Annotated in this window: 20 protein-coding genes; 11 read left to right on the top strand and 9 right to left on the bottom strand. The window is 41.2% G+C overall.

The features are described from left to right. Positions 1-11: 11 nt before the first annotated feature. Both TES1_RS03315 and TES1_RS03310 read right to left on the bottom strand, forming a co-directional pair. Positions 12-947 (bottom strand): integrase, encoded by a 936-nt coding sequence (locus TES1_RS03315; protein ID WP_144080591.1) that lies wholly within the window; start codon positions 945-947, stop codon positions 12-14. Between the two features lie 188 nt (positions 948-1,135). Beyond that, positions 1,136-3,181 carry a hypothetical protein gene (locus TES1_RS03310; protein ID WP_042680190.1) on the bottom strand — a complete coding sequence of 682 codons (2,046 nt, stop codon included), beginning with the start codon at positions 3,179-3,181 and terminating at the stop codon, positions 1,136-1,138. A 97-nt stretch (positions 3,182-3,278) separates the two neighbouring features. Between TES1_RS03310 and TES1_RS03305 the strand changes: the two genes are divergently transcribed. Together TES1_RS03305 and TES1_RS03300 are read left to right on the top strand one after the other, a co-directional pair. Further along, positions 3,279-4,277 carry a FecCD family ABC transporter permease gene (locus tag TES1_RS03305; RefSeq protein ID WP_042680188.1) on the top strand — a complete coding sequence of 333 codons (999 nt, stop codon included), beginning with the start codon at positions 3,279-3,281 and terminating at the stop codon, positions 4,275-4,277. After that, positions 4,270-4,986 (top strand): ABC transporter ATP-binding protein, encoded by a 717-nt coding sequence (locus TES1_RS03300; protein WP_042680186.1) that lies wholly within the window; start codon positions 4,270-4,272, stop codon positions 4,984-4,986. Before TES1_RS03305 ends, TES1_RS03300 begins: the two co-directional genes overlap by 8 nt. Here the strand turns inward: TES1_RS03300 and TES1_RS03295 are convergent. Beyond that, positions 4,983-5,507, bottom strand: coding sequence for an NTPase (locus tag TES1_RS03295; RefSeq protein WP_227738506.1), 525 nt, complete (start codon positions 5,505-5,507; stop codon positions 4,983-4,985). The two genes, TES1_RS03300 and TES1_RS03295, sit on opposite strands and share 4 nt — an antisense overlap. A 73-nt stretch (positions 5,508-5,580) precedes the next feature. Continuing rightward, entirely contained in the window at positions 5,581-6,831 is a 1,251-nt protein-coding gene (locus TES1_RS03290) for a branched-chain amino acid ABC transporter substrate-binding protein (protein ID WP_042680182.1), read from the bottom strand. A gap of 293 nt (positions 6,832-7,124) precedes the next feature. Here TES1_RS03290 and mtnA point away from each other — a divergent pair, with 293 nt between their 5' ends. The 3 genes from mtnA to TES1_RS03275 are packed head-to-tail and all read left to right on the top strand — an operon-like array spanning position 7,125 to position 12,212. Further along, entirely contained in the window at positions 7,125-8,213 is a 1,089-nt protein-coding gene (mtnA, locus tag TES1_RS03285; RefSeq protein WP_042680181.1) for an S-methyl-5-thioribose-1-phosphate isomerase, read from the top strand. Between the two features lie 34 nt (positions 8,214-8,247). Further along, the gene (locus TES1_RS03280) at positions 8,248-9,387 is read left to right on the top strand and encodes an iron-containing alcohol dehydrogenase (RefSeq protein WP_042680179.1); all 1,140 of its coding nucleotides are present in this window, start codon (positions 8,248-8,250) and stop codon (positions 9,385-9,387) included. A gap of 41 nt (positions 9,388-9,428) precedes the next feature. Further along, positions 9,429-12,212 (top strand): DEAD/DEAH box helicase, encoded by a 2,784-nt coding sequence (locus TES1_RS03275; RefSeq protein WP_042680177.1) that lies wholly within the window; start codon positions 9,429-9,431, stop codon positions 12,210-12,212. A 1-nt stretch (position 12,213) separates the two neighbouring features. Here the strand turns inward: TES1_RS03275 and TES1_RS03270 are convergent, their stop codons facing one another. From TES1_RS03270 to TES1_RS03255, 4 genes are all read right to left on the bottom strand, one after another. Further along, positions 12,214-12,762 (bottom strand): hypothetical protein, encoded by a 549-nt coding sequence (locus tag TES1_RS03270; RefSeq protein ID WP_042680175.1) that lies wholly within the window; start codon positions 12,760-12,762, stop codon positions 12,214-12,216. Positions 12,763-12,930: 168 nt separating this feature from the next. Beyond that, positions 12,931-13,221: a hypothetical protein gene (locus tag TES1_RS03265; RefSeq protein WP_144080590.1), complete on the bottom strand. Its 291-nt coding sequence runs from the start codon at positions 13,219-13,221 to the stop codon at positions 12,931-12,933. Next, a complete protein-coding gene (locus TES1_RS03260; RefSeq protein ID WP_042680171.1) occupies positions 13,218-14,615 on the bottom strand; it encodes an ATP-binding protein in 1,398 nt (465 codons plus the stop codon). The genes TES1_RS03265 and TES1_RS03260 overlap by 4 nt, the downstream gene beginning before the upstream one ends. A gap of 134 nt (positions 14,616-14,749) precedes the next feature. Then, positions 14,750-15,802, bottom strand: coding sequence for a M20/M25/M40 family metallo-hydrolase (locus TES1_RS03255; protein ID WP_042680169.1), 1,053 nt, complete (start codon positions 15,800-15,802; stop codon positions 14,750-14,752). A 171-nt stretch (positions 15,803-15,973) separates the two neighbouring features. On the opposite strand from TES1_RS03255, the gene TES1_RS03250 reads away from it, so the two are divergent. From TES1_RS03250 to TES1_RS03235, 4 genes are all read left to right on the top strand, one after another. Continuing rightward, a complete protein-coding gene (locus TES1_RS03250) occupies positions 15,974-16,663 on the top strand; it encodes an MBL fold metallo-hydrolase (protein WP_096325221.1) in 690 nt (229 codons plus the stop codon). Next, entirely contained in the window at positions 16,660-16,923 is a 264-nt protein-coding gene (locus tag TES1_RS03245; RefSeq protein WP_042680165.1) for a DUF504 domain-containing protein, read from the top strand. Before TES1_RS03250 ends, TES1_RS03245 begins: the two co-directional genes overlap by 4 nt. Before the next feature lie 72 nt (positions 16,924-16,995). Next, positions 16,996-17,757: a YchF/TatD family DNA exonuclease gene (locus TES1_RS03240; protein ID WP_042680163.1), complete on the top strand. Its 762-nt coding sequence runs from the start codon at positions 16,996-16,998 to the stop codon at positions 17,755-17,757. A 4-nt stretch (positions 17,758-17,761) separates the two neighbouring features. Beyond that, positions 17,762-18,049, top strand: coding sequence for a DUF3216 domain-containing protein (locus TES1_RS03235; protein ID WP_042680161.1), 288 nt, complete (start codon positions 17,762-17,764; stop codon positions 18,047-18,049). Between the two features lie 98 nt (positions 18,050-18,147). Here the strand turns inward: TES1_RS03235 and TES1_RS03230 are convergent, their stop codons facing one another. Further along, positions 18,148-19,668 (bottom strand): dihydropteroate synthase-like protein, encoded by a 1,521-nt coding sequence (locus TES1_RS03230; RefSeq protein ID WP_042680159.1) that lies wholly within the window; start codon positions 19,666-19,668, stop codon positions 18,148-18,150. Between the two features lie 84 nt (positions 19,669-19,752). On the opposite strand from TES1_RS03230, the gene TES1_RS03225 reads away from it, so the two are divergent. Together TES1_RS03225 and TES1_RS03220 are read left to right on the top strand one after the other, a co-directional pair. Continuing rightward, positions 19,753-20,514, top strand: coding sequence for an ABC transporter ATP-binding protein (locus TES1_RS03225; RefSeq protein WP_042680157.1), 762 nt, complete (start codon positions 19,753-19,755; stop codon positions 20,512-20,514). Then, the gene (locus TES1_RS03220; RefSeq protein WP_042680155.1) at positions 20,511-22,004 is read left to right on the top strand and encodes a hypothetical protein; all 1,494 of its coding nucleotides are present in this window, start codon (positions 20,511-20,513) and stop codon (positions 22,002-22,004) included. Before TES1_RS03225 ends, TES1_RS03220 begins: the two co-directional genes overlap by 4 nt. Position 22,005 lies beyond the last annotated feature (1 nt).

Here is a 22,005-nt window from a genome sequence, read left to right as displayed (position 1 = left end):
AAGAGGTATTGCTACTTTTTTGCTTCGCGAAGCACTTCTCTGATTGCATTAAAAATTTTTGGGTAATATTTGTCCGCGAGTTTTACTTTGTCGAGATAATGCAGTACCCCTACTGATTTTGTGGATCGTGATTGTATGAAGTCTATTACTCCCTCAGGAATCCCTAACTCTGTTGCTTTTGTATAGAAGTATTTTCTCAAGGTATTTGCGGAAACATTTCCATACGTTATCCTCTTTCTTGCGAGTTTGTAATCATATTGATATTTTGATGCTTCTAAAAACAATTCAATTGGTGCATAAATGTAGAATTCTTTTTTGTTAGAGTTAATGTTATTTATTTCGTATCTCCCCAGTTCATTGTCTATTTTCACTATTTTTGTGACGTCAAAATTGTTTACTGCCCTAATGATCGTACGTAGTCTAGCACCACTATATAGTGTTAGCAAAAATATTGGTCTGTATTTCTCTGCCCGACGAGTTGTAATAACTTTAAATGCTTCGATAATGTCATCATCTGAAATGAATATTGTCCTAATTCCTGTCTTTTTAATTTTAATGACTTCAAGTAGTTCATCTCTCTCTAGTCTTGTTATCTGTTTGTCATAATACAAAAAGTGAATGTAGTTACGCATTGCTAATTGGGTTGGTTTTGTAGCATCGCTAATTTTCTCTTTTAGATCAAGAGATCCTTCAATCTTTTTGTATTTGGCAAAAAATCTTGTGAGCCCACTCATATATTGCTGCACTGTCTCTTCAGTGACTTTCGACCTCAAGTATCGCTGGAATTTCTTTGAGTTTCTCACCCATCCCTGAGATGATAGAGGGTTTGTAGAGGGGAACAAGCCTTCTGCTGGGTCTATTAGCTCAATAGCCGATGACAAACTCTCTAAATTCTCCAAAAACCGCTTTCGAGCCCGCGCCCCGGGTTCAAATCCCGGCCGGGGCACCAAAAACCTTCTATCTGCTGTTTTACAAGCAACTTCACTATTCTAGAAGGCTCTTCTCCAAAAAGAGCCCACCTTAAGAGGCTGTTTATAAAACGAGACCTTACTACACCAGCTTTATCAAGTTCTTCTATGTTGCCTCTTCAGAAGTGGAAGACTAAAAAGAGAAACAGAAAATAATGAAAAAATATTCAGCTAACAAAGAACTCTGCGAGAAGGTCTATGTATCTTTCATTTACCCCACTCATGTATCTGGTCACTTTTTCTCCAGTTTGATACCTGTCTTTTCCGGCAAGGACTATTACAATTTGCTTTTCTGTCCAGACATTTCTTTTAATGAATATTCCCTGCTCTCCTTTGATTATCCTTTCCTGCTCTTCTGAGCTTAATGCTTGCTTTACATAATCTCCTACCCCACCGTATGCTTTCGGGCCTCCAAGGATTATTATAAGCTTTGAATCTTTGTACTTCTCGAATTCTTCAGGTTTTACTCTGACAACTGTCGCCCCAAGATTTTCCAAATGTTCTTTAAGATTCTCTCCCTTTATTTTCCAATCAATGTCATTGGCAAGAACAACTGCCTGTACAATTGGGGCAAACGTCTGAATAGGCTTGAATTGTGAGGTCCACTCAATCAAATCTTTCAAAACCTCAAATTCTTTCTTTCCTCCCGCTTCAATTTCAAACGAAATGTATGCACTCCTAAACCCATCGCCTCTGTGCTTTTGATCTCTAGTGATTATTGCTCCCATGTAATCAGTTGAGAGGGCTGCTATGTTGATTATGTCACGATTAATTGCCTTTAACAGCCTAACCCTTTCAATGACATCTTGGGTTGCGGTTAAGCTGAGAGTTTCAAATCCCACAGGAACAACAATTTTGTCGTCCAAGATTTTTGAATTAACTATTTTGTCAACCAGTGTGAAATCAAGTGCAGATATACTCCTGAAATAGTTTGAATACCCAAAAAGTTCTTCTTGGAGTTCAGCAAACTCCTTAATATCATCTTTCACCTCAAGCTTTAAACTCCGGATCTTGCCCTTTGCAAACTTCAGACTTTCGGAAGGCAGCAGATACTCCCATCCAAAAGCGGCTCTTGTTCTGTCTGTAAATTCAAGAAGTGAGGCACTCTTGATAATTTCCTTATTCTTTATCCCCAGCTTAGCAGTTGAGGGTATAAATGGCAGAATTGATGGTGTCTCAACCAAATAAGGCTTTCCAAATTCAATGGCACTAAGCTTAACCTCCTCAATAAAAGGTAGCAACTCCAGTCCCAAGGCTGTGGCTATGCTGCCATTTTCATAAGCCCCAAATCCTCCAATGTGAGCAGTTGGCCCTAGGTAGATCGGCTTATCATCAAGCACCATGCCGTCGTAAAGAGTTCCATGGGTAACTATCAGCCCCGCGTTGTTTTCTCTCAAATACTTCAAAAGCTTACTCATGCTTTCTTTTGAAATGCCCCACTCACTCATCCACAAATTGGATAGGATAACCACATCCGGCTTAAAATCTTCTAAAGCACTTGACAATTCCTCAGGAGGTATTATTGCAATATTATAATCTTCAGCTAAATACTGCCAGTTATGAAAGTCTAAAAAGCTTGAATGATTTACAAATGGCTTAAGCAGGGAAATGAGCTTTTCATAATCACTCATATTGTAATCATATCTTTCAGACGAGAGATTAACCATCATCTCTAAATCTTTGAGATTCTTTATCATTGCCCAGAACTTCAAAGAGGGATCAACAATGAGAATCTTTTTCCCATTGGGATTTGCGACAAAGTAGAACCCTATAGGACTCTCAACTATATGGCCTTCCTCATCTTCAACAACTACTTTGAACTCAACCAGTGTCCCCGCAGGCTGAGGGGGTAGTGTGACTTTTCCATAAAAAGTAGTGAAGTCGAAATCTTGAGTTAAGAACTTGCTTGTTATTTCATTGTATATAGCCTCATTCTCGTTTATCGTGGCTCTTGTAGCATAGAGCCACTTCCATTCCCCTCTGTTAACTCTGTAGTAAATTCCAATTTTTGCAATACTAACATCATCAATGCCATAAAGGTAAACTGTATAAGAGTTATTTGGATGGATTGTGAAGAATTTTGGATATGGATTTCCTACAATTACAATTGGAGGGCGTGGATTTTTTACAAGAGCGAGCACCTGAGCGCTTGCAGAGGGGATAACGCTCAACACTATTATCATCAACAAAAATAAGACATATCGCTTTCTCATTCTCACCACCAATAAAATTATTAGTTCTCACAGTATTTAGCATTTTGCTGGGTTAGGTTTTTAAGATAAGGATGGACAAATAATCCAGAGGGGGAACATGAAAAAATTCATACCATTAATTTTCTCATCAATTGTGCTTATTCTCATTGGAATAACTTTTGGATCAGTTAGTTTGTCCTTTTCTCAAATCCTCAGTGCATTCACGCTTGAAAATTTAAAATTGGCAGTATATAGCCCTGAAAAACTTGGCACAACCGAGACAATAATACTTCAAATAAGACTGCCTCGTGTGTTGCTTGCATATTTGGTGGGTTTAAGCTTAGCTTCAGCTGGAACAGCTTCACAAGCCCTCTTTAAAAATCCCCTCGCAGACCCCTATATTTTAGGAATAAGCGGAGGAGCCGCTGTGGGTGCAGCTTTGGCTGCTTTATACTCCCCAATGCATATGGGAGCTTTTGCCCTAATTGGGGCTTTAATTTCAGTTACCATCGTGTATAACATCTCAAAAATTAATGGGCATATCCCGGTAGATACGCTCCTATTAGCGGGAATAGCTTTTGGGTTTTTTGCACATGCTGTTACTTCCTATCTTCTCTATGTTGGAAGAGAGAGAATTCATCTCGCAATATTCTGGCTCATGGGAACTTTTAACGGAGCAACGTGGGATGATGTCAAGCTCGTTCTCATATCCTCTGTCGTTGGGGTTTCATTCTTAATGTTCAAGTGGAAAGAACTGAACCTCTTGCTCTTTGGAGAAGAGAGCATAGCACTTGGATTAGATTTGAATTTCTATAGGAAGGTAATAATATTCGTGATTTCTCTGCTGACAGCATTTGCTGTTGCAACAAGTGGAATAATTGGATTCGTTGGGCTTGTAAGTCCTCATGCTATGCGTTTAGTGTTTGGGCCAAATCACAAGAAGCTTTTGCCAGCAGCAGCCCTATTTGGAGGCTCGTTAATGGTTTTTGCAGATTTGCTTGCGAGAATAATCCTAAAACCAGCTGAAATTCCAGTAGGAATCGTTACTGCTCTATTCGGAGCACCTTTCTTTATCTATCTCCTTATGAAGCGCAAGAGAGGTGAGCTTTATGCTTGAAGTCAAGATAACTTTCTCATATGGAAGGCGAGAAGTTTTGAAAGATGTAAAATTTTCCACTCAAAAGGAACGTCTTTTAGCAGTTATCGGACCTAATGGGGCGGGAAAATCAACTCTGCTTAAATGTATGGTTGGAATTCTCAATCCAAGAGGATACGTAAAACTTGATAAAGTCAATTTGCTTGAGCTAAAACCCAAAGATAGAGCAAAATTCATAACGTATGTCCCTCAAAGCTCTGTTCCTGAATTTGCCTTCACGATTGAGGAATTCGTTGAGATGGGGGCTTATGCTACAAGAGGTAGTGTAAGAGAGGCCCTAGAGAAAATCGGAATGTGGGAAAGGAGAAAGGAGTTTGTGACGAACCTAAGCGGGGGTGAGTATCAGCTCGTACTCATAGCGAGAGCCCTAGCACAGGGAAGCGAAGTTATCCTTTTGGATGAACCAACTTCTCACTTAGATATCAATCATGCACTCCTCATAATGGATTTATTAGAAGAGCTCAAAAGAGAAAAAATTGTTATTGCTGTTATGCACGACTTAAATTTGGCATTGCAGTACTCTGATGAAATTATTCTGCTGAATGAGGGGAAAGTTGAGTGGAAAGGGAATGTTCAGGAACTCAACCCGAAAATTTTAGAAAAGGTCTATAGGGTTAAAGCTAAGATAATTGAAATTGGAGGCAAACCAGTAGTTCTGGCAGAAGTCTAGGATTCTAGGACTTTTAAGAGCTCATGTAGAATTTCCTCTCTTATCTTTTCCCTATTCTCCACTGTTAAGACATAGAGCTCCCCTTTGTCTCTGAATTTATCCACCCATCTCCTATGCAGAGTTGCCAGTAAGGGTTTTTCACTTTTTAATGCTTCTTCCACAGCTTTTGCAAACTCTCTGCTCTTAAATTCCATTGCACCAATTTCGTCAATGATTATAATATCTGCATTCTGAATCGCCCTCCCTATTGCAGAAACACCAATCCTATTCAAATCTTCAACGTTCACAACATACTTCCCAACCCTCGGAAAACCCTCACCAACCCATGCTAAAATGCCCTCCTCGTTAATATCAAGCGCTTTAATCTTAAATCCAACCCTTTTTCCATTCTTTCTAACTTCCTGTGTTATCATGCCTCCAACTTTAAAACCTCTCTTTTGGAGTTCTTCAGCAATTTTGAGAACGAGGGTTGTTTTTCCAATACCTGGCATTCCTGTTACAAAGATTTTCATAGATACCACCCATCAAGAAATGATACCTTTGAAGAAATTTAACAATTACGAAAATGAGAAAAGACATAAAAGAAAAGAAACATCAGCTGTTTTCTTCTTCCTCTTTCTCATTTTCATCTTCATGGTGACATTCTCCATGGCAGTTCTTTTCCTTGTGCTCTTTGTCTTCTCTGTGGTGCTTTTCCTTTTCTTCCCATCTTGCACGTATAAGTTCTTTTTCATTGTGATATTTTGTTCTTATAAGCTCCTTAAGTTGCTCTAGCAGTTGCTTAGCTAATGCATAATCTCCGTTTTCATAAGCTTGTTCTGCTTGTTCTAACAGTGCTTTCTCCTCTGTAACATTAAACCCAAGTTCTTCAAGTCTCTCGACGATATCTTCAAGTTTCTCAAGTTTAATTTCTATTTTCATTGTCTCATTATTGTGGAGCATTATCTGTTTTTCTTCGCTAGCCATTCTAATTACGACTTCAGCAATGGACTTAGCCGCAATTGCAAGCCCATATGCCCTTCCATATTTGGTTTCGTTGTAGGCTTCTTTTGCCTCCTCCAAGTGCTCTTTTGCATTTTCAAGCAGTTTTTCAGCAGCTGGAATTGAGATGTTTGCAACCAATGATTCTGCAAGCATTGTCTTGTTCTCTGCGATCTGAATAGCGAGTAGAGCATCTTCTGCAGTTATTGTTGTGTTTTCATATGTCACATTAGCCTTGATCTTTTCACGCACTCTTTCTCTAACTCTTTCTGTAATGTTTTCGGAATAGGGAGTGTTAATTATGAGAACCGTTGTAGCATTTAGCAACTGTAATATTTGTGTCTGGTTTTCGAGATAATCTTCGTCAACATATATTATGATAGCTCTTCCAGTTATGTTCTCAGCCTTTCTGATTGCTGTTATATCTTCACCATAGACAATAACAACTTTAACATTTTTCAAGAGCTCTGAGTAGTTCTCAAACAAGTATTGGAGCACCGCCAAGTTTGTCTCATATCTGTTTGCTCCCCATCTTCTAACATAGGGAATCCCAAGATCTTGAAGATCATTCTCATACTCCTCTGAAACTGCTGCTGGACCTCCTATTATGAGCACCAAATCTGGGGCTCTGGCAACTATTTGAGATGTAACATTTGGGTCATAAACTCCCCAAGGTGTCACAATTATTGACGCGTTTAAGTATTCAGCAACTTTCTGGGCTAATGCATAGTCAGCTTCATTATCGCTTACTAAAATCACTAAATTTAAGCTGGTGGTTGTCTCAGTCTGTGCTCTCGAAAGGGGCACTGCACTCGCTAAAATCAAAAATCCAAACAACAAAGCAAGTGTTTTTTTCAACATCATATGTCTTCACCTCACTTATTTCTAATGAAAAAGAGATATTTAAGCTTTTTTCACGAAATCGTCAGTTAACATTCATGTTTGTTTACAAAAAAGCTCATATATTACTTTTTGTCCGTTTTATCGTTAATAGCCGTTTTTGATCGTTTATTATTGTTTAAGCTCATTTGAGACGTCAGTACAGAGTCAATAAGGTAAAAATAACATAACAAATTTAGATTAAAAGCACTATGAAAGCTCTGAGACTATGGATAAAGCTTAAATCAGAAATTTGAGAAGTTCATTAGGTGGTAGAAATGAAGCTTAAGTACAAACCAGAAGAACTTACAAAACTCCCGAGAAGCGTTGAGTATAAGGATAAAAAAGTTTACCTCATCGACCAAAAGCTTTTACCTTGGGAATTTAAGGTCATACATCTAAGCACTGTTGAGCAAGTTGCAAAAGCCATAAAGACAATGCAGGTGAGAGGCGCTCCCGCTATAGGAGCGGCAGCTGCTTTTGGTTTAGCCTTATATGCCGAGAGGAGCAAGGCAGAGACAAAGGATGAGTTTTTTGATGGCTTTTACAGGGCATATGAAATTCTGAAAAACACCCGCCCAACAGCGGTGAACCTTTTCTGGGCGTTGAATAGAATAAAAAATCTTGTCGAAGAACACAGAGAGGATAGCTTAGATGAAATAAAACGTTTGATAGTCGAAGAAGCTCAGAGAATAGCGGATGAGGATGTTGAGGCAAACCTGAGGATGGGACACATTGGAGCTGAAATTCTGCCAGAAGGGAATGTATTGACGCACTGTAACGCTGGAAGCCTAGCAACTGTTCATCTCGGCACTGTTGGCGCTGTTTTAAGAGTTATGCACAAAGAAGGAAAGCTCAACTTACTTTGGGTTGATGAAACAAGACCGGTTCTGCAGGGCGCTCGCTTATCTGCATGGGAATATCACTATGACGGTATTCCACTCAAGCTCATTGCCGACAATATGGCTGGCTTTGTGATGCAGCAGGGAAAAGTTGACGCTATAATTGTTGGCGCTGATAGAATCGTTGCAAACGGTGACTTTGCAAACAAGATTGGAACTTATACTTTGGCTGTATTAGCTAAGGAGCACGGGATTCCATTCTTTACAGTTGCACCGCTATCAACGATTGATATGAGCCTTAAGAGCGGCAAGGAGATACCAATTGAAGAGCGCAGCAGGGAGGAAGTGCTGACATGCGGCGGCTGTAAGATTGCTCCAGACGTTGATGTCTATAATCCAGCTTTTGATGTTACGCCTCACAAGTATCTGACGGCAATAATAACAGACAGAGGCGTTGTTTATCCTCCATTCGAGAGGAACTTGAAAAAGCTGTTTGAGGATTTGGCTTTGGAGGATAAACTTTAATTCCCCTACATCTTTCTTTATTCTGGTGATGTTCATGCAGTTCTTTAGCTTAAAGACGAGGATAGTTTTAGGGGAAGGGAGCTTAAGCTACATAAAGAGCGTTGCAAAAAAGCACAGCAGAATTTTGATATTCTCAAGCAAATCAATGAGAGTTCACGGGTTTTTAAATGAGGCAATGAACTATGTGGAAGATGCAAATGCAGAGGTTAAAGCAATAACAGGAGTTCCAGCAGAGCCGAGCTATGAATACGTCGAGAGTATAATGCCAAAGGTCAGAGAGTTCCAGCCTGATTTAATCATTGCTCTTGGTGGAGGGAGTGTAATTGACGTGGCAAAGGCAGTTAAGGTTTTCTATGATGCCCCAGAGCTTAAGTTTGAGGAGGTTGCATTCATAAGCCGCTTTGAGAAGCCAAAGCCAATCCCTAAGCTTAAGACTCCATTAATAGCAATCCCTTCAACGAGCGGAGCTGGGAGTGAGGTTTCAGCAGCGAGTGTTCTTAAAAAAGGAGATATTAAATACAACTTGGTAAGCTTTGAAATTGCTCCAGAGTTTGCAATTCTCGATCCAAGGTTACCGAGGACAATGCCAAAAGAAGTTGCAAGGAACAGTGGACTGGATGTTCTAGTGCACGGAATTGAAGCTTATACAACAACCGCAGCGACACCTTTCAGCGATGCAATGGCAATCAAAGCCATAAAGCTCGTCTACAAGTGGCTGCCACTTTCAGTTCAAGGCGATGAAAAGGCAAGAGAGGAAGTCCACTACGCAGCAACAATGGCTGGAATAGCTTTTCTTAATGCCCGCTTAGGCTTGTGTCACAGCTTAAGCCATAAAGCAGCTTGGATTGCTCCTCACGGCTTGTTAAATGCGATATTCTTGCCCTATGTTATGGAGTTCAACATGAGGAGCGAATATGCAAGAAAACGCTATGCAGAGATAGCAAGAGAGCTTGGCTTTAACACTGCTCAAGAGCTGATTGAAGTCATCAAAGAGTTCAATGAGATGCTTGGAGTTCCAAAGCTGAGTGAACTTGTAAGTGAAGAAGAATTCCTTTCAAAGCTTGACGAAATGAGCGAAAAAGCTTATCACGATCCGCTGATAAACTTCAACCCAGTTGAGCCAAGCGTTGAGGAAATAAAAGAGCTGTATAAGAGAGCCTTCTATGGTGAGTAACTTTTGCAAAACTCTTTTAATTCTCTTTCTAATTTTATACTATGCACATCCTCCTCAGAAAAGCCATTGAAGAAAAGTTTGGCAGACTTAATGAACTCCAGCTTAGAGCTTTTAGTGAGATTAGCTCGGGAAAGAGTGTTTTAATTATTGCTCCCACGGGAAGCGGAAAAACTGAAGCTGCTGTTCTGCCTGTTTTAGATGCAATTTTGAAGAATGAGTTAAAACCAATCTCCGCCCTATACATCGCTCCCATCAAAGCTCTGAACAGGGATCTGCTCGAGCGTTTGGAATGGTGGGAGGCTAAAACTGGAATTAGAGTTGAAGTGAGACACGGCGACACTTCGGCTTACAAAAAAGCAAAGCAGACAAAAAACCCTCCACACCTTTTGATAATCACTCCCGAAACGTTGGGAGTAATCTTAGCAATGAAATCGCTTAGAGCTTATTTAAAGAATGTGAAATTCGTTATAGTTGACGAGATAGCGGAGCTTGTTGACAATAAGAGGGGAGTACAGTTAATTTTGGGTCTTGAGCGCTTAGCTGAGATTGCAGAATTCCAGAGAATCGGATTAAGTGCAACAATTGGAAATGAGGAGGAGATAAAGGAGTGGTTAAAAGCTGATGTCATTGTAAAGCCTTCACTCAAAAAGGAGTATTCAGTAAAAGTCCTCTTCCCCTCTCCTGATGAAAGAGATTTAAAGCTTGCTGAAAAGTTAAAGCTTCCCGTAGATGTGGCAGCTCGTTTGAGGGTTCTCTGGGATATTGTTGAGAAGCATGAGAGGGCTTTGATTTTCACAAATACAAGGCAGTTTGCTGAAATCTTGGCCCACCGTTTAAAAGCTTGGGGCAAACCAGTTGAAGTTCACCATGGAAGTTTGTCAAAAGATGCAAGGATACAGGCTGAGAAATCTCTAAAAGAAGGAAAAATCAAGGCTTTAGTGTGCACTTCCTCAATGGAGCTTGGTATAGACATTGGAGATGTTGATGTTGTTATTCAGTACATGAGTCCAAGACAAGTAAATAGATTAATTCAGCGCATAGGGAGAGCAAGACATAGATTAGGAGAAGTCAGCAAGGGATATATAATCACAGCCAATGTTGAGGACTACCTTGAGAGCCTAGTTATAGCACAAAGAGCTATTGAAGGGAAGCTTGAGAGAGTTAAGCCGTACGAAAATGCTCTCGATGTCTTGGCGCACTTTGTTGTCGGTTTGCTGATTGAATACAGGCATCTGCCAAAGGATAAACCGTTTGAAATTGCCAAGAGAGCCTACCCATATAGAAACTTGAAATGGGAAGATTATGAAGGAGTTTTAAATCTCTTACAAGAGGCGCATCTGATAGGTTACGATGAAGATAAAGGTGTTCTATTCTTGAGGAGAGGAACTTATTCTTATTACTACGAGAATCTTTCAACAATTCCTGATGAGATATCTTACAGAGTTTTTGACGTTTCAAGCGGGCATATAATAGGTCGTTTGGATGAGAGCTTTGTCATGGACTTGGAGGAGGGAATGGAGTTCATAATGCACGGTAGAAGCTGGATTCTTCTCGGTATTGATGAAGAAGCAAAGCTGCTCAAAGTAAGGGAGAGCAAAAGCCTTGAGAGCGCAATTCCGAGTTGGGAAGGTGAGATGATTCCTGTTCCTTTGGAAGTTACTTTGGATGTTGGAAGACTGAAAAGGGAATTGCTGTTTGACCATGAGAGAGCGAAAAGGATTATTAAGGATGTTGAATTTAACGAGAAAGAGCTGAGAAAAGCCAAGGAAATTCTCGAAAGGCAAGAGCCTTTAAGCACAGATAGAGATGTTGGCATTGAATCCCTGCCAAAGGCTCTTGTAATCCATGCAGACTTTGGAAATCAGGTTAATGAAGCCATTGGAAGATTTGTATGGAGTTTTCTCTCAATGAGATATGGGAAAGTTTTCACAATGAGAGCACAAGCCCATGCAATTGTGTTTAAAACTCCATTCCAGCTCAATCCGAGTGAAGTGAAAAGTTATCTCCTCCAAGACGGCAGGGTTTTGCCCTTTGTGATTTCAAAAAGCTTAAGGGAGAGCACGGTTTACAGATGGAGAATGCTGAACGTTGCGAAAAGGATCGGTGCTTTGAGGAGAGAAGCTAAAATCAGAAGAGTTGAGAGGCTTTTTGAGGGTACGATAATTGAGAAGGAAACTCTAAATGAGATTTTCCATGACAAGCTCGATATCGAGAATGCAACTAAAATTTTGGACAAAATAAAAAGCGGCATGATTAGAATTAAAACCACCTTAAATTCTGAACCGTCACCATTGGCTCAGCTGAATATAAACATTGGCGGAGAGTTCTTAATCAGCGGAGAGCTTGAAAAAGACGAAATCCTTGAGCTGTTCAAAGAGAGGCTACTGGATACTGAAGTTATGCTGGTCTGTATAAACTGTGGCTGGAGCTCAAGAACGAAAGTTTCCCGCTTAAGGGAGCGCTTAAAGTATCTGGAGTGTCCCAAGTGTTCTTCAAAAATGATTGCCGTTGCTCATCCAATTGATGCAGAAGAATTCCTCAAAGCTTTTAAAAAACTCAAACACAGTAAAAAGCTGGAAAAAAGTGAGGAGAGAGCCTACAGAAAGCTAATAAAGGCAGCGGATTTAGTTCAGAGTTACAGCTTCGATGCAGTTTTGGCTTTAGCGAGCTACGGAACGGGGCCAGATACCGCAGCTAGACTTTTGAGCCAATACAGAGGTGAAGCTCTGCTTGTGGCTTTGATGGAACGTGAGAGGGAGTTCATAAGGACTAGGAGATTCTGGGTGGATAGGAAGGAGGAAAAGGAAGCTGAGGGGGAGAAGTAGCTCACATATTCTTGGAAAACTCCACGATTCCTTCCCTATCTCTCTTCTGCACGAGCCTGAGGAGTTTGACTGCGTAGAAGACTTGGAGGGCATTGGCTTCGTCATCAGTGAGTTCATCTATCAACTTTATCAACTCATCCTCGGCCTTCCTCATGGCACTCTCGGAGAAGTCCGAGAACTGGAGGGCCTTGGCTATGGCGAGGAGCTCCGGTTGAATGTTTGGTGCCTTGGAAGGTTTCTTTGGTTCTATCTTCTTCCCGCTGATCTCAGCGAACACTTGCTTTAGCTCTTCTAATTCAGGGGTGATATCTATGCCTACCTCTTTTAGTTTTGAAACAGGATCCTCTACGTGTCCGGCCATGATTTCAGCTGCTGTTTCAATCGTTTGCGAATCTTTATCCATAATTACGATCTTATCTACGATTTTGGATGCAACGTTGAACGCTTTTTCCATATCTTCATAGAATTTCTCGCTGTTGGGAATCGGGATGCCCCTCTCTGCCAGCTCTTCGTAAATGACATCTATTAGTGGCGTGGGATCCTTTTTCAATTCCAGGTATATCCCTTCCCTGTATATTCTATCTATTGCGTCTCCTACTGCGTGTCCAACGTCTCGAGTGTACGTTTTTGTGTGTTCTGCGGCGGCTACCGCGAGAATTGGGTGAATCTGCGCGAGGTGCGCAATATATGGCTCTCTCGATGTGTCATGCCATTTTTTCTATGTGGGATGATATATATGCTTGTCTGGGATCGTATACGTTGCATCTAACACTTCAAATAATTTCTTTTCAGGAATACCCAGCGCTTTCTGAAGAATTCGTACTTGTCCTCCGTTGTAGATTCTAAACAGCCCCGCCTTTTTTAGTTTTTCCAAGGGGATCCCATATTTCTCGCTGGCCTCTCTGAGCATTCTCATCCATTTGTCTTCCGTTTTCTTTTCCTCCTCCTTCTTCCCCCCGAATATGAACATCCTGTCAAAGCGAGAATTGACAAAGTCACCACCTCTCAAACTTCACTCTCATCCGAAATAAGATTTTCGAAGTCCCCCAAATCCCAGGCGAGGTAGCCCTCCTCTCCAAGCTTCCCCTTTCCATCAACTCTCTTCGCCACCAGTCCGTAAGCCTTCTCCCACCCTTCAAGGCCGACCAGCTCCGCCTTCCTCTCCAAGTCCTTCAAAATTCCCCGCGCCTCCCTCTCCTTCAGCCTTTTCCACTTCACCTCAACGAAGAGAGCCTTCTTCTCCCTTTCGTTTAATCCAACGAGGTCAATCTCCTCCCCGCGGTGCCACCACCTTCCAATCTTCATGAACCTGAAAGGCAACTCTTTCCGTTTATTCAGCTCAATAAGAAACTGCTTTGCAATTTCCTCAAAAACCCAGCCGAGGTGGTTGTTGAAGTCCTCCATCACGAGTTCAACGAGCTCTTTCCCCTGTCCAGTCTCTATTAAATCTGAGTTGGGATAAACATAGCGGAACCAAAAGGCAAAATACGGGTCAGTTATATAGTATCTCCCCTTCCTGCTCTTCCAGCTTGCCGTTACGGGAATTTCTCTCCGCACTAAGTCGAGGTCAATGAGAACACTTAAGTATTTCCCCACAGTAGCTCTCTCCAAACCCGTTTCGTTTACGATTTCATTGAGCGTAGTTTTTCCCCTTGCTATCGCTTCCATTATGGCAAAGTAGTTCCTCGGTTCTTCGAGCTCCTCTCTTAGGATGAAAAGTGCATCTCCATAGAGGAATGAATCTGCTCTGAAGTAATCCAGCAGATTCTCTTCAACGCTTTTTTCATCATTGAACTCAAGAAGATAGGCTGGGGTTCCTCCCAGTATCCCGTAGACCTTTACAAACTCCTCAAGTGGATGCCGCGGAAAGAATCCCTTCGCACTGAAAAAATTCAGGGGTTTAAGCTTCATCTGTGCAGTTCTTCTGCCGTAAAGGGGGCTTTTATAGTCGAGAAGCTTTTCCATCATGGAAACGCTGGAGCCACAGATTATGAGAAATATTTTCTCCTGCGAGAGCTTTAAATCCCAGTATTCCTGCAATATCGAGGGTAAAGCCTTGTTCCCTTTCATGAGGTGAGGGAACTCATCAATAATGATAATAAGCCTATCTTTGAGGGATTTTTGATGAAGATACTCGAAAAACGCGTCCCAGCTCTGAAGTGGATTTTTCCTCAGAAATTCATCGTTAAAATAATCAGCTAACTTTTCCGAGAAGCGTTTCAGATTCTCGAATTCGCTCGTTTCCCTTGCGAGAAGATAAAGCCCTCCATGTTTCTTTATGAACTCAAGCAACAGAGCTGTCTTTCCAATCCTCCTTCTTCCGTATACAACTACAAATTCTGCTCTCCCCCTTTTCAACCTCTCCTCAAGCAGCCTCATCTCGGTTTCTCTGTCGATGAACATATTGTATACTCACCAGTAAATTACTTGCAAGTAAACTATTTAAGGGTTTCGAAATTTTGACCGTTCCTTCCTCAGGACAATTGCAAAAATCTCTGACAGAGAAGTTCCTACGAAAAGAAAGAAAAACAAAAACCTCAGCTCTTCCCAAAAATATCATTCACGGCAGTTAAGAACTCGCTCGCTTTAACGACGTCTCTCACATCTATATGCTCATTCTTCGTGTGTGAGATATCCAAGTTGCCGGGTCCAAAGACTATGGTCTTTGTTCCGTTGTACATGAAGTTTATTGCATCTGTCCAGCTCCGCATTCCTCCAAATTCATCTAAGCCAGTTAAATCCATTGCCCGCTTAGCTATCTGCACAATCTCCTCGCTCTCATCAAGCTCATATCCGTCCCATATCTCTGTGTATTCATATCTTAGCGTGTACTCCTCAAGTATTGGGTCAAATAGGTCGAGAATGTCCTCAACTTCCTGCTCTGGTAACAGACGAGCTTCAAGACGGCCTCTACAGAGGGCTGGAATTAGGTAATATGGATTCTCGCAGACAAGTTCTTGAAGTCCAACGTGGGGATCAAAGTACTTACCCTTCTTCTTAAACGGTTCCAAAGCTTTAAGCTCATCTAACATTTTATAAGTCAGCTCAATAGCATTCTCTCCGCTCTCCGGACAAGCTCCATGGGCTTCTTTTCCATCAACCTCAAAGTAAGCCTCAATGTTTCCAGCATGAGCTATGTGAACTTCAAGATCAGTTGGTTCTAAAACAATTGCCATCTTTGGTCTGTAACGTTCCATAAACAGGGCAGAGCCTCTTCCTCCCTTTTCCTCATCACTGACAAAGACAATTCCAACGTTTAAGTCCTTACCTTCCTTCTTTAGGCTCTCAAGCATAAGCAAAATGCTCGCTAGACCTCCTTTTACATCACTCGCCCCAGTTCCGTAGACAATGTTACCTCTTATGAAAGGTTGAACCCTAATGTCAATTGTATCCATGTGCACCTCATAGAAGAGCTCAGCATCTGGATTAACAATAAGGTTTATTATCTCGCCATCGCTCTCTATGTGGACATCATAACCGAGTTTGTGAAGGAACTCCATGATATGTAATGCCAATCTATCTTCTCTCCCAGAAGGAGACGGAATTTTCAACAGATTAATCAAAATTTCCTTGGCTCTCTCAGCTTTCATTCAAATCACCTAACCATTAGTAGTGGTGAGCCTTTATAAAGTCTCCCTAACTTTTTAAACCTTGGCGCTAATTTTCAAATGGGCGATGAAGAGTTTTACCCTTGCTGACGAGATTCGCTCCCTCGGATGAGGACGCGGTCCCCCCTGGAGCCCCTTTTTGAGGTGATGAACATGATTCCCATCGAAATTCCACCAAACACTGTAATGCTCAAAGGCCTTGGCTGGGACTCAAACATATATCTAGTTAAAGACGAAAATGAAGCCCTGATAATAGACACTGGCACTGGAGTCTACTGGCACAAATACATAGATGTCTGGCTCAACGAGAACTATCTGAAAGATGTTGAAAAAATTACAATCTTCAACACACATGAGCATTTTGACCATGTTGGTGGAAACCTAGCTTTTGGGAGGTATTTCGAGGAGAGAGGAATCGAAGTTTACTTTGCGGCCCATAAATATACGGCTGAGGCATTGGAAAGCGGAGATGACTATGTGATACTTTCATTCTACCATGGGAGGAACTACATTCCTCATGAAGTCCACCTAAAGCTGAGTGATGGAGACATATTACAAGTAGGAAATCTTGAGCTTATTGTAATTCACACTCCTGGACATACGGGAGGAAGTACTTGCCTATATGAGCCAAAGGAAAAGCTGCTCTTTACTGGAGACACGATTTTCAACAGAACAGTTGGAAGAACAGATTTCCCTACAGGAAGCTTAGAGATGCTTAAAAAATCTCTCCAAAAGCTTGAAAAGCTTGATGTTTATCTCGGACTACCGGGGCATGGGAGGGTAATTAAAAGCTGGAAAGAAAACCTTGAGTATGTAAAACACCTTCTGGAGGACTTCGAATGAGAAAGGGCTCAGTAAAAGAGGCATTGGCAAAGATAAAGTACGATCCAAGAGAAAACGAGGGCGATTACTACATAGTGATTGAGCATAGAGGGGCGTATGGTGATGTGAAGAAAATCCCAGTGGAAATTATTGAACTTGGACATGGTTATTTCTTTATTGGCGAAACGCAGATTCCTTACCACAGAATTCTTGCTGTCGTTAGAAAAGATGGGAGAGTAATATGGAAGAAAAGAGGACTAAGCAGAGAGCCTAAATTCTGAAGTTTCCTATACTATGTTTTTCATCAAGTTAAGTTTTTAATCAATCAAACTCACCCTTCATTTGGTGATAAAATGATAGATGCTCACGCTCATTTCGAGTTTTATAAGCGAGATGCACCAAAAATTATAGAGGAGTGCAAAGCTGAGCTTAAAGCCGTTGTTGACTCAATAACAGAGTACAGAAAAGCTCATGTATGGAAAAGCTGGGAGATGCTAAAGCCTTACTTCGGCTTTATCTTCCCAACGCTTGGCTATCATCCAAACGAAGCGAGAAGAGGGAATTGGGAGAAGGTTAGGAAGGTTGAGGAGTTCATATGGGAGCATAAAGATGAGATAGTGGCAGTTGGTGAGATAGGTCTAGACTATCACTACGCTGAAAATGAGAAGCAAAAAGAAAATCAGATGCAAATTTTCAAGCACTTCCTTGAACTAGCACTTGAAATTAAGAAGCCTGTAGTCATTCATGCTAGAGAATCTGAAAAAGAGGCATATGAAATTGTTCAGCGCTATGGTGTAAACGCCTACTTCCATTCTTTCGCTGGAAGTAAAGAGCTGGCGAAGGAGATTGCAGAGAATGGACATTACATCGGGATAAACACTGGTATTGTCTTTATCCCAGAAGTTAAAGCTGTGGCAGAAGTTCTCGACGTTAAGGCAGTTCTCGTGGAGACAGATTCTCCTTATATGAGTCCATTTAAAGGGCAGAGAAATAAACCTTGCTACGTGAAGGTAGCAATTGAGGAGATAGCAAAGCTTAAAGGCCTGCCTTTTGAAGAAGTAGAGGGGATAACTGAGGAGAACGCTATTAAATTTTTCAATCTAAAGCTGAGGTGAGAAGATGAAGGTCTTAGAAGAGCTCAAAACCCTTTGTAAGGAGCTTGGAGAAGAGAACTTAATCCCAAGAATTGAGTCATTCATAACCCTAAACAAAGAGTTCGAATCCAAAAAGGGCAAAGAATTTGTTAAAGTCTCCATATTGGGCTTTGCAGAGGGAATTCTGACAACTTTAAAGATCAAGTACCCTGAGAATGAAAAGGTCAAGAGTTTGCTTGAGAAAGTAAGCACTCAGAGAAAAGAGCTTGACGCAAAGTTCAGAAAACCAAAGCCGCCGATTTTTGAGGAATGAATCAGCCCTGGCTGTAGTCATCATCGCAGAGCTCAGACCGTAGAAAGGTCATCACATGCCCGCCATTAAATTGTTTTATTTCTCAATTTTTAAGCTTTTCAGTAGAACTCCTTGAACAGCTCGACCTCCTGTATATAAGAGCGTTTAAGCTTTAGAGCTGTTTTGGCCCTCTCAAGTTCCCTTCCAAGGTAAAAAGCGTGCCTCGGTGAGATTTTGAAGTGCTCTAAAATTGTGTCAATTATTGCATTTGGTTCTTCTCCTACTATCGTCAAAATCTGCCCAGTTCCTTTGTGAGCAATCACCCAGATTTTGTTCTCTTCTGTAAAAATCCTGAAGTAAATATTTTCCGGCCTAACTTCCCTTTCTCTGGCTTCAATTATGGGGGATTTGACTTCATACTCAACTTTCTCACTTCTCTTCTCCTTCAAAATCAGCAGATCAAAACCTAAATCCTTGGGCATGTCGAAGAGCATCATGTCTAAAGCTCTCCTTAACTCTTTAACTGAGCCTCTGCACTTTGGGCTGACCTCTGTAGTTAAAAGCAGAGAAATTTTCAGTTCTTTGGCAAAACCTGCCATAACTGCGTTTATTCCAACGCTATCAGCATCGATCAGCTCAACCACATTACCAACACCAGCTAAAAGCACGTCATTGGGATTTCTCTCGCGATAAAGTTGAAAAGCAGTTATTGAACGAGCCAGATGTGGAATATGCTCAAGAATAAGGTCGGAGATAATTCGTTTATAACCCAAATCAAGAGCTTTTTCTTTGAGCATTTCCAGAAATTCAACCCTCTCTGCCGGATTCTTGGGAAAAATTCCCTTTTTCTGATTTGTAGGTATTAAAACTACTGGTTTCTCTGTTACAAGCTCCTCAAGGTTGCTCTCATCAACACTGAGGAATAAGTCAGCAAAATCTAAAGCTCTCTTAATTTCCCTTGTGTTTAGGGAATCAAAGCTTATTGGAATATTATACCCCCTTTCTTTTAGAGCATCTCTGATTTCTGGAATTAGCTCAACAAAGTCCAGATTTGTTTCACCGCTTACCATTCCAATGTCTATGATGTCAGCTCCACTATTGAGGTAGTAAACTGCTTTGCTCACTATTCCGTCAATGCTCATCTTTGGAGCATCAACTATCTCAGCTAGAATTCTATGTGGGAAGTCAAAGCCAATGGGGAGGCTACCGATGAGAAAGTTGTATGGCTTTTTCAGAGCTTTTTCAATATATGCTTTGTTCTTCGTCTTATTTTTGATATCTTCAACCTTTTTGAGTGCATCCCTCTGAAACAAATCATCTGCTGGAACTTCCTTACTGAGCTTGAAGCCCTGCTTTAAAGCTTCAAGAACCTGAGGCAGATCAAAAGCATATCTTGGCCCCTTAAACGCCGGAATGCTGAGTTCATCTTCAATCTGCTGAGCTGAGCCCCTAACGAGACCAGGAATGAGAATTAAATCGTAATCTTCACTTTTTATGCCAGCTTTTTTTAGGTAATGGACTATGAGCTTAGGAGTGAGAAAAGCGGCTACGCTAACGGGAGCTACAAATACATCACAGCCTTTGCCATATTTTCTTACCAGTGGCTCAGCCAGCCTTCCTGTCACAAGGAGGATTCTCATGTTTTTAAATTTGCTTCTAAGATTATAAACTTCTCCCAAAATTTTATTAACTCAAGTGCTCCCTCTTTAACTAAGGTGAGTTGGATGATTGAAGTTGGAAACCTCACTAAAAAGTTCGGAGATAAGGTTGCCGTTGATGGAATCAGCTTTCGCGTTCATGATGGCGAAATCTATGGTCTTCTGGGACCAAATGGGAGTGGTAAATCAACCACTATGAAAATCCTTGCTGGAATTTTAAAGCCTACAAGCGGAAAGGTTCTGGTTGAAGGAATAAACGTTACTAAAAATCCGATTGAAGTTAAGAAGATAGTTGGTTATGTCCCGGAGACCCCAATTCTGTATGAAAGCTTAACCCCAAGTGAACTTTTCAAATTCGTTGGGAGCATAAGGGGGATTCCAAAGGATAAGCTTGAGGAAAGGGTGAATTATTTCGTTAAAGCTTTTGGAATTGAAAAATATCTCGAGCAGTTCATTGGAACGCTCAGCTTTGGAACCCAGCAAAAGGTTTCTTTGATAACCGCCCTTTTACATGACCCAAAAGTTCTCATCTTGGATGAAGCCATGAATGGTTTAGATCCCAAATCAGCCAGAATTTTAAGAGAGCTTCTGCTCGAATTCAAGAATGAAGGGAAGAGCATAGTTTTCTCAACCCACATTCTTTCCCTAGCTGAAATAATCTGTGACAAAATTGGTGTCATCTATCAGGGGAAGATAATTGCAGAAGGAACAATTGAAGAGCTTAAAGAAAAAGCCCATGAGGAAAGCCTTGAAGATGTTTTCCTTAAACTTACGGAGAGTAAAGATGAAATTGCACACATAGTTCAAGCACTTAGGGATGCCTTATGAATACTGAGATTGTAAAAATTCTCAAAAGGGAGCTCTTTTACAGATTCGCCAAAGAAGACCCCATGCTCACGGAGAAGGACATAATAGCGGGGCTAAAGAATGCCTCAAACCTAAGGAGACAGTTAATGATGAACTTGCTCCTAGTGTTATTTGGAATCCCTATAGCAATTCCCCTCCTCCTTATCAGAAGCGAAAAAGCTGTGGTGATGTCCTTTATGATAATATCCACCGTTGCAATGCTCTTCGCTATCTACGGAACTCTCTTGAACGTTCCAGCCCTAATATCACTCAAGCTCTTTGAACCTCTCAAATCCCTTCCAATAAAGATTGGCTCAAAGTACCTAACCCATCTAACCACTCTCGAGATACTGCCAATTTTCATGATTTTCATTCCAACGCTGGTCGTTATAGAATATAAGAACTTCATTGCCGGTGTTTTGTCCTTCCTATGGTTGTTTCTTAGCCTATTTTTCGGTCATGCTTTAGGACTAGCTATCTCAGATGTCTTTTCCTTAAAGGTTAGCACAAAACCGGGCAAGGAACTTCTAATTGCAAGAATTGCAGAATCCATTTTCGGAATCATCATTGGAGGTGCCTTTGTTTTGGTGATTATGCTGAGGGGCAGAATTATAGCTTTCCTCGAAAGGGTATATCCAGTCGTTGCTAGGTATCAGCTCATTTATCCTTTTTCCGCTCTAACGATATTCGAACCAGAAAAAAGCTTTCCGCTGCTCTTTATCTATTTTGCCATTTTAACACCGGTTTACTTTGTGTTCCTAAAGAGAGTGTGGGATAAGATATTAGAACCACCGGTGATTTCTCAGAAAGTTAAGGTAAGGCCATTCAAGGCATCACCAACGAGAAAGAGCTTAGCATTGGTCATAAAAGACTTCAAGCTGGCATTTAGGAAGCCTATGATTTTGAGTTATCTTATAATGCCAGTATTTTACGCTCTGATAATGGCATACCTCTTCTTCATGGATAGCGAAGACTCTTTTGTTGTGGATGGAACCTTCATAATATTCTCGATGACTTTGACGGGTGAAATTCAGATTGAGACATTTATAGGAGTTGACTCCTTCGAGAGATCTGGCTTACAGTTTTTAAAGACCTTACCTCTGAGGAAATTCGATTTAATAATATCTAAAGCGATTGACATGAGCATTGTGCCGATACTCGTGAACATTGCAATTGTGTTGTTTGTTAGCCTTCACGACTTGAGGGGGTTGTATCTTTTGCTCTTTGCACTCCTTCTTCCTCCCATAGGAGCACTTGTTTCTCTCCTCTTTGTGTTCCGCTACGGTAGCGAAGAGCTGTGGTTTCCAGAGCTGAAATGGTACCACGACATCATAATGATTGCCCTCATCGGGATGGCATTGATTCCTGTTGGTTTACCTCTGCTGTTTGGGGGCTTTAAGTGGGCTTTCGCAAGCTGGATTATCGCCCTCGTTGAGCTATTCGTCTTAATGTTCATAGCTAGGAGGCTGTAAG

Source organism: Thermococcus paralvinellae, assembly GCF_000517445.1.
GTDB classification, from domain to species: Archaea; Methanobacteriota_B; Thermococci; order Thermococcales; family Thermococcaceae; genus Thermococcus_B; species Thermococcus_B paralvinellae.
This window is presented reverse-complemented; position numbering and strand designations above follow the sequence as displayed.

Coding starts and splice junctions, on each gene's coding strand:
- TES1_RS03310 (WP_042680190.1), bottom strand. CDS start 3,181: ATGAGAAAGCGATATGTCTTATTTTTGTTGATGATAATAGTGTTGAGC.
- TES1_RS03305 (WP_042680188.1), top strand. CDS start 3,279: ATGAAAAAATTCATACCATTAATTTTCTCATCAATTGTGCTTATTCTC.
- TES1_RS03300 (WP_042680186.1), top strand. CDS start 4,270: ATGCTTGAAGTCAAGATAACTTTCTCATATGGAAGGCGAGAAGTTTTG.
- TES1_RS03290 (WP_042680182.1), bottom strand. CDS start 6,831: ATGATGTTGAAAAAAACACTTGCTTTGTTGTTTGGATTTTTGATTTTA.
- mtnA (WP_042680181.1), top strand. CDS start 7,125: ATGAAGCTTAAGTACAAACCAGAAGAACTTACAAAACTCCCGAGAAGC.
- TES1_RS03280 (WP_042680179.1), top strand. CDS start 8,248: ATGCAGTTCTTTAGCTTAAAGACGAGGATAGTTTTAGGGGAAGGGAGC.
- TES1_RS03275 (WP_042680177.1), top strand. CDS start 9,429: ATGCACATCCTCCTCAGAAAAGCCATTGAAGAAAAGTTTGGCAGACTT.
- TES1_RS03260 (WP_042680171.1), bottom strand. CDS start 14,615: ATGTTCATCGACAGAGAAACCGAGATGAGGCTGCTTGAGGAGAGGTTG.
- TES1_RS03255 (WP_042680169.1), bottom strand. CDS start 15,802: ATGAAAGCTGAGAGAGCCAAGGAAATTTTGATTAATCTGTTGAAAATT.
- TES1_RS03250 (WP_096325221.1), top strand. CDS start 15,974: ATGATTCCCATCGAAATTCCACCAAACACTGTAATGCTCAAAGGCCTT.
- TES1_RS03245 (WP_042680165.1), top strand. CDS start 16,660: ATGAGAAAGGGCTCAGTAAAAGAGGCATTGGCAAAGATAAAGTACGAT.
- TES1_RS03240 (WP_042680163.1), top strand. CDS start 16,996: ATGATAGATGCTCACGCTCATTTCGAGTTTTATAAGCGAGATGCACCA.
- TES1_RS03235 (WP_042680161.1), top strand. CDS start 17,762: ATGAAGGTCTTAGAAGAGCTCAAAACCCTTTGTAAGGAGCTTGGAGAA.
- TES1_RS03230 (WP_042680159.1), bottom strand. CDS start 19,668: ATGAGAATCCTCCTTGTGACAGGAAGGCTGGCTGAGCCACTGGTAAGA.
- TES1_RS03225 (WP_042680157.1), top strand. CDS start 19,753: ATGATTGAAGTTGGAAACCTCACTAAAAAGTTCGGAGATAAGGTTGCC.
- TES1_RS03220 (WP_042680155.1), top strand. CDS start 20,511: ATGAATACTGAGATTGTAAAAATTCTCAAAAGGGAGCTCTTTTACAGA.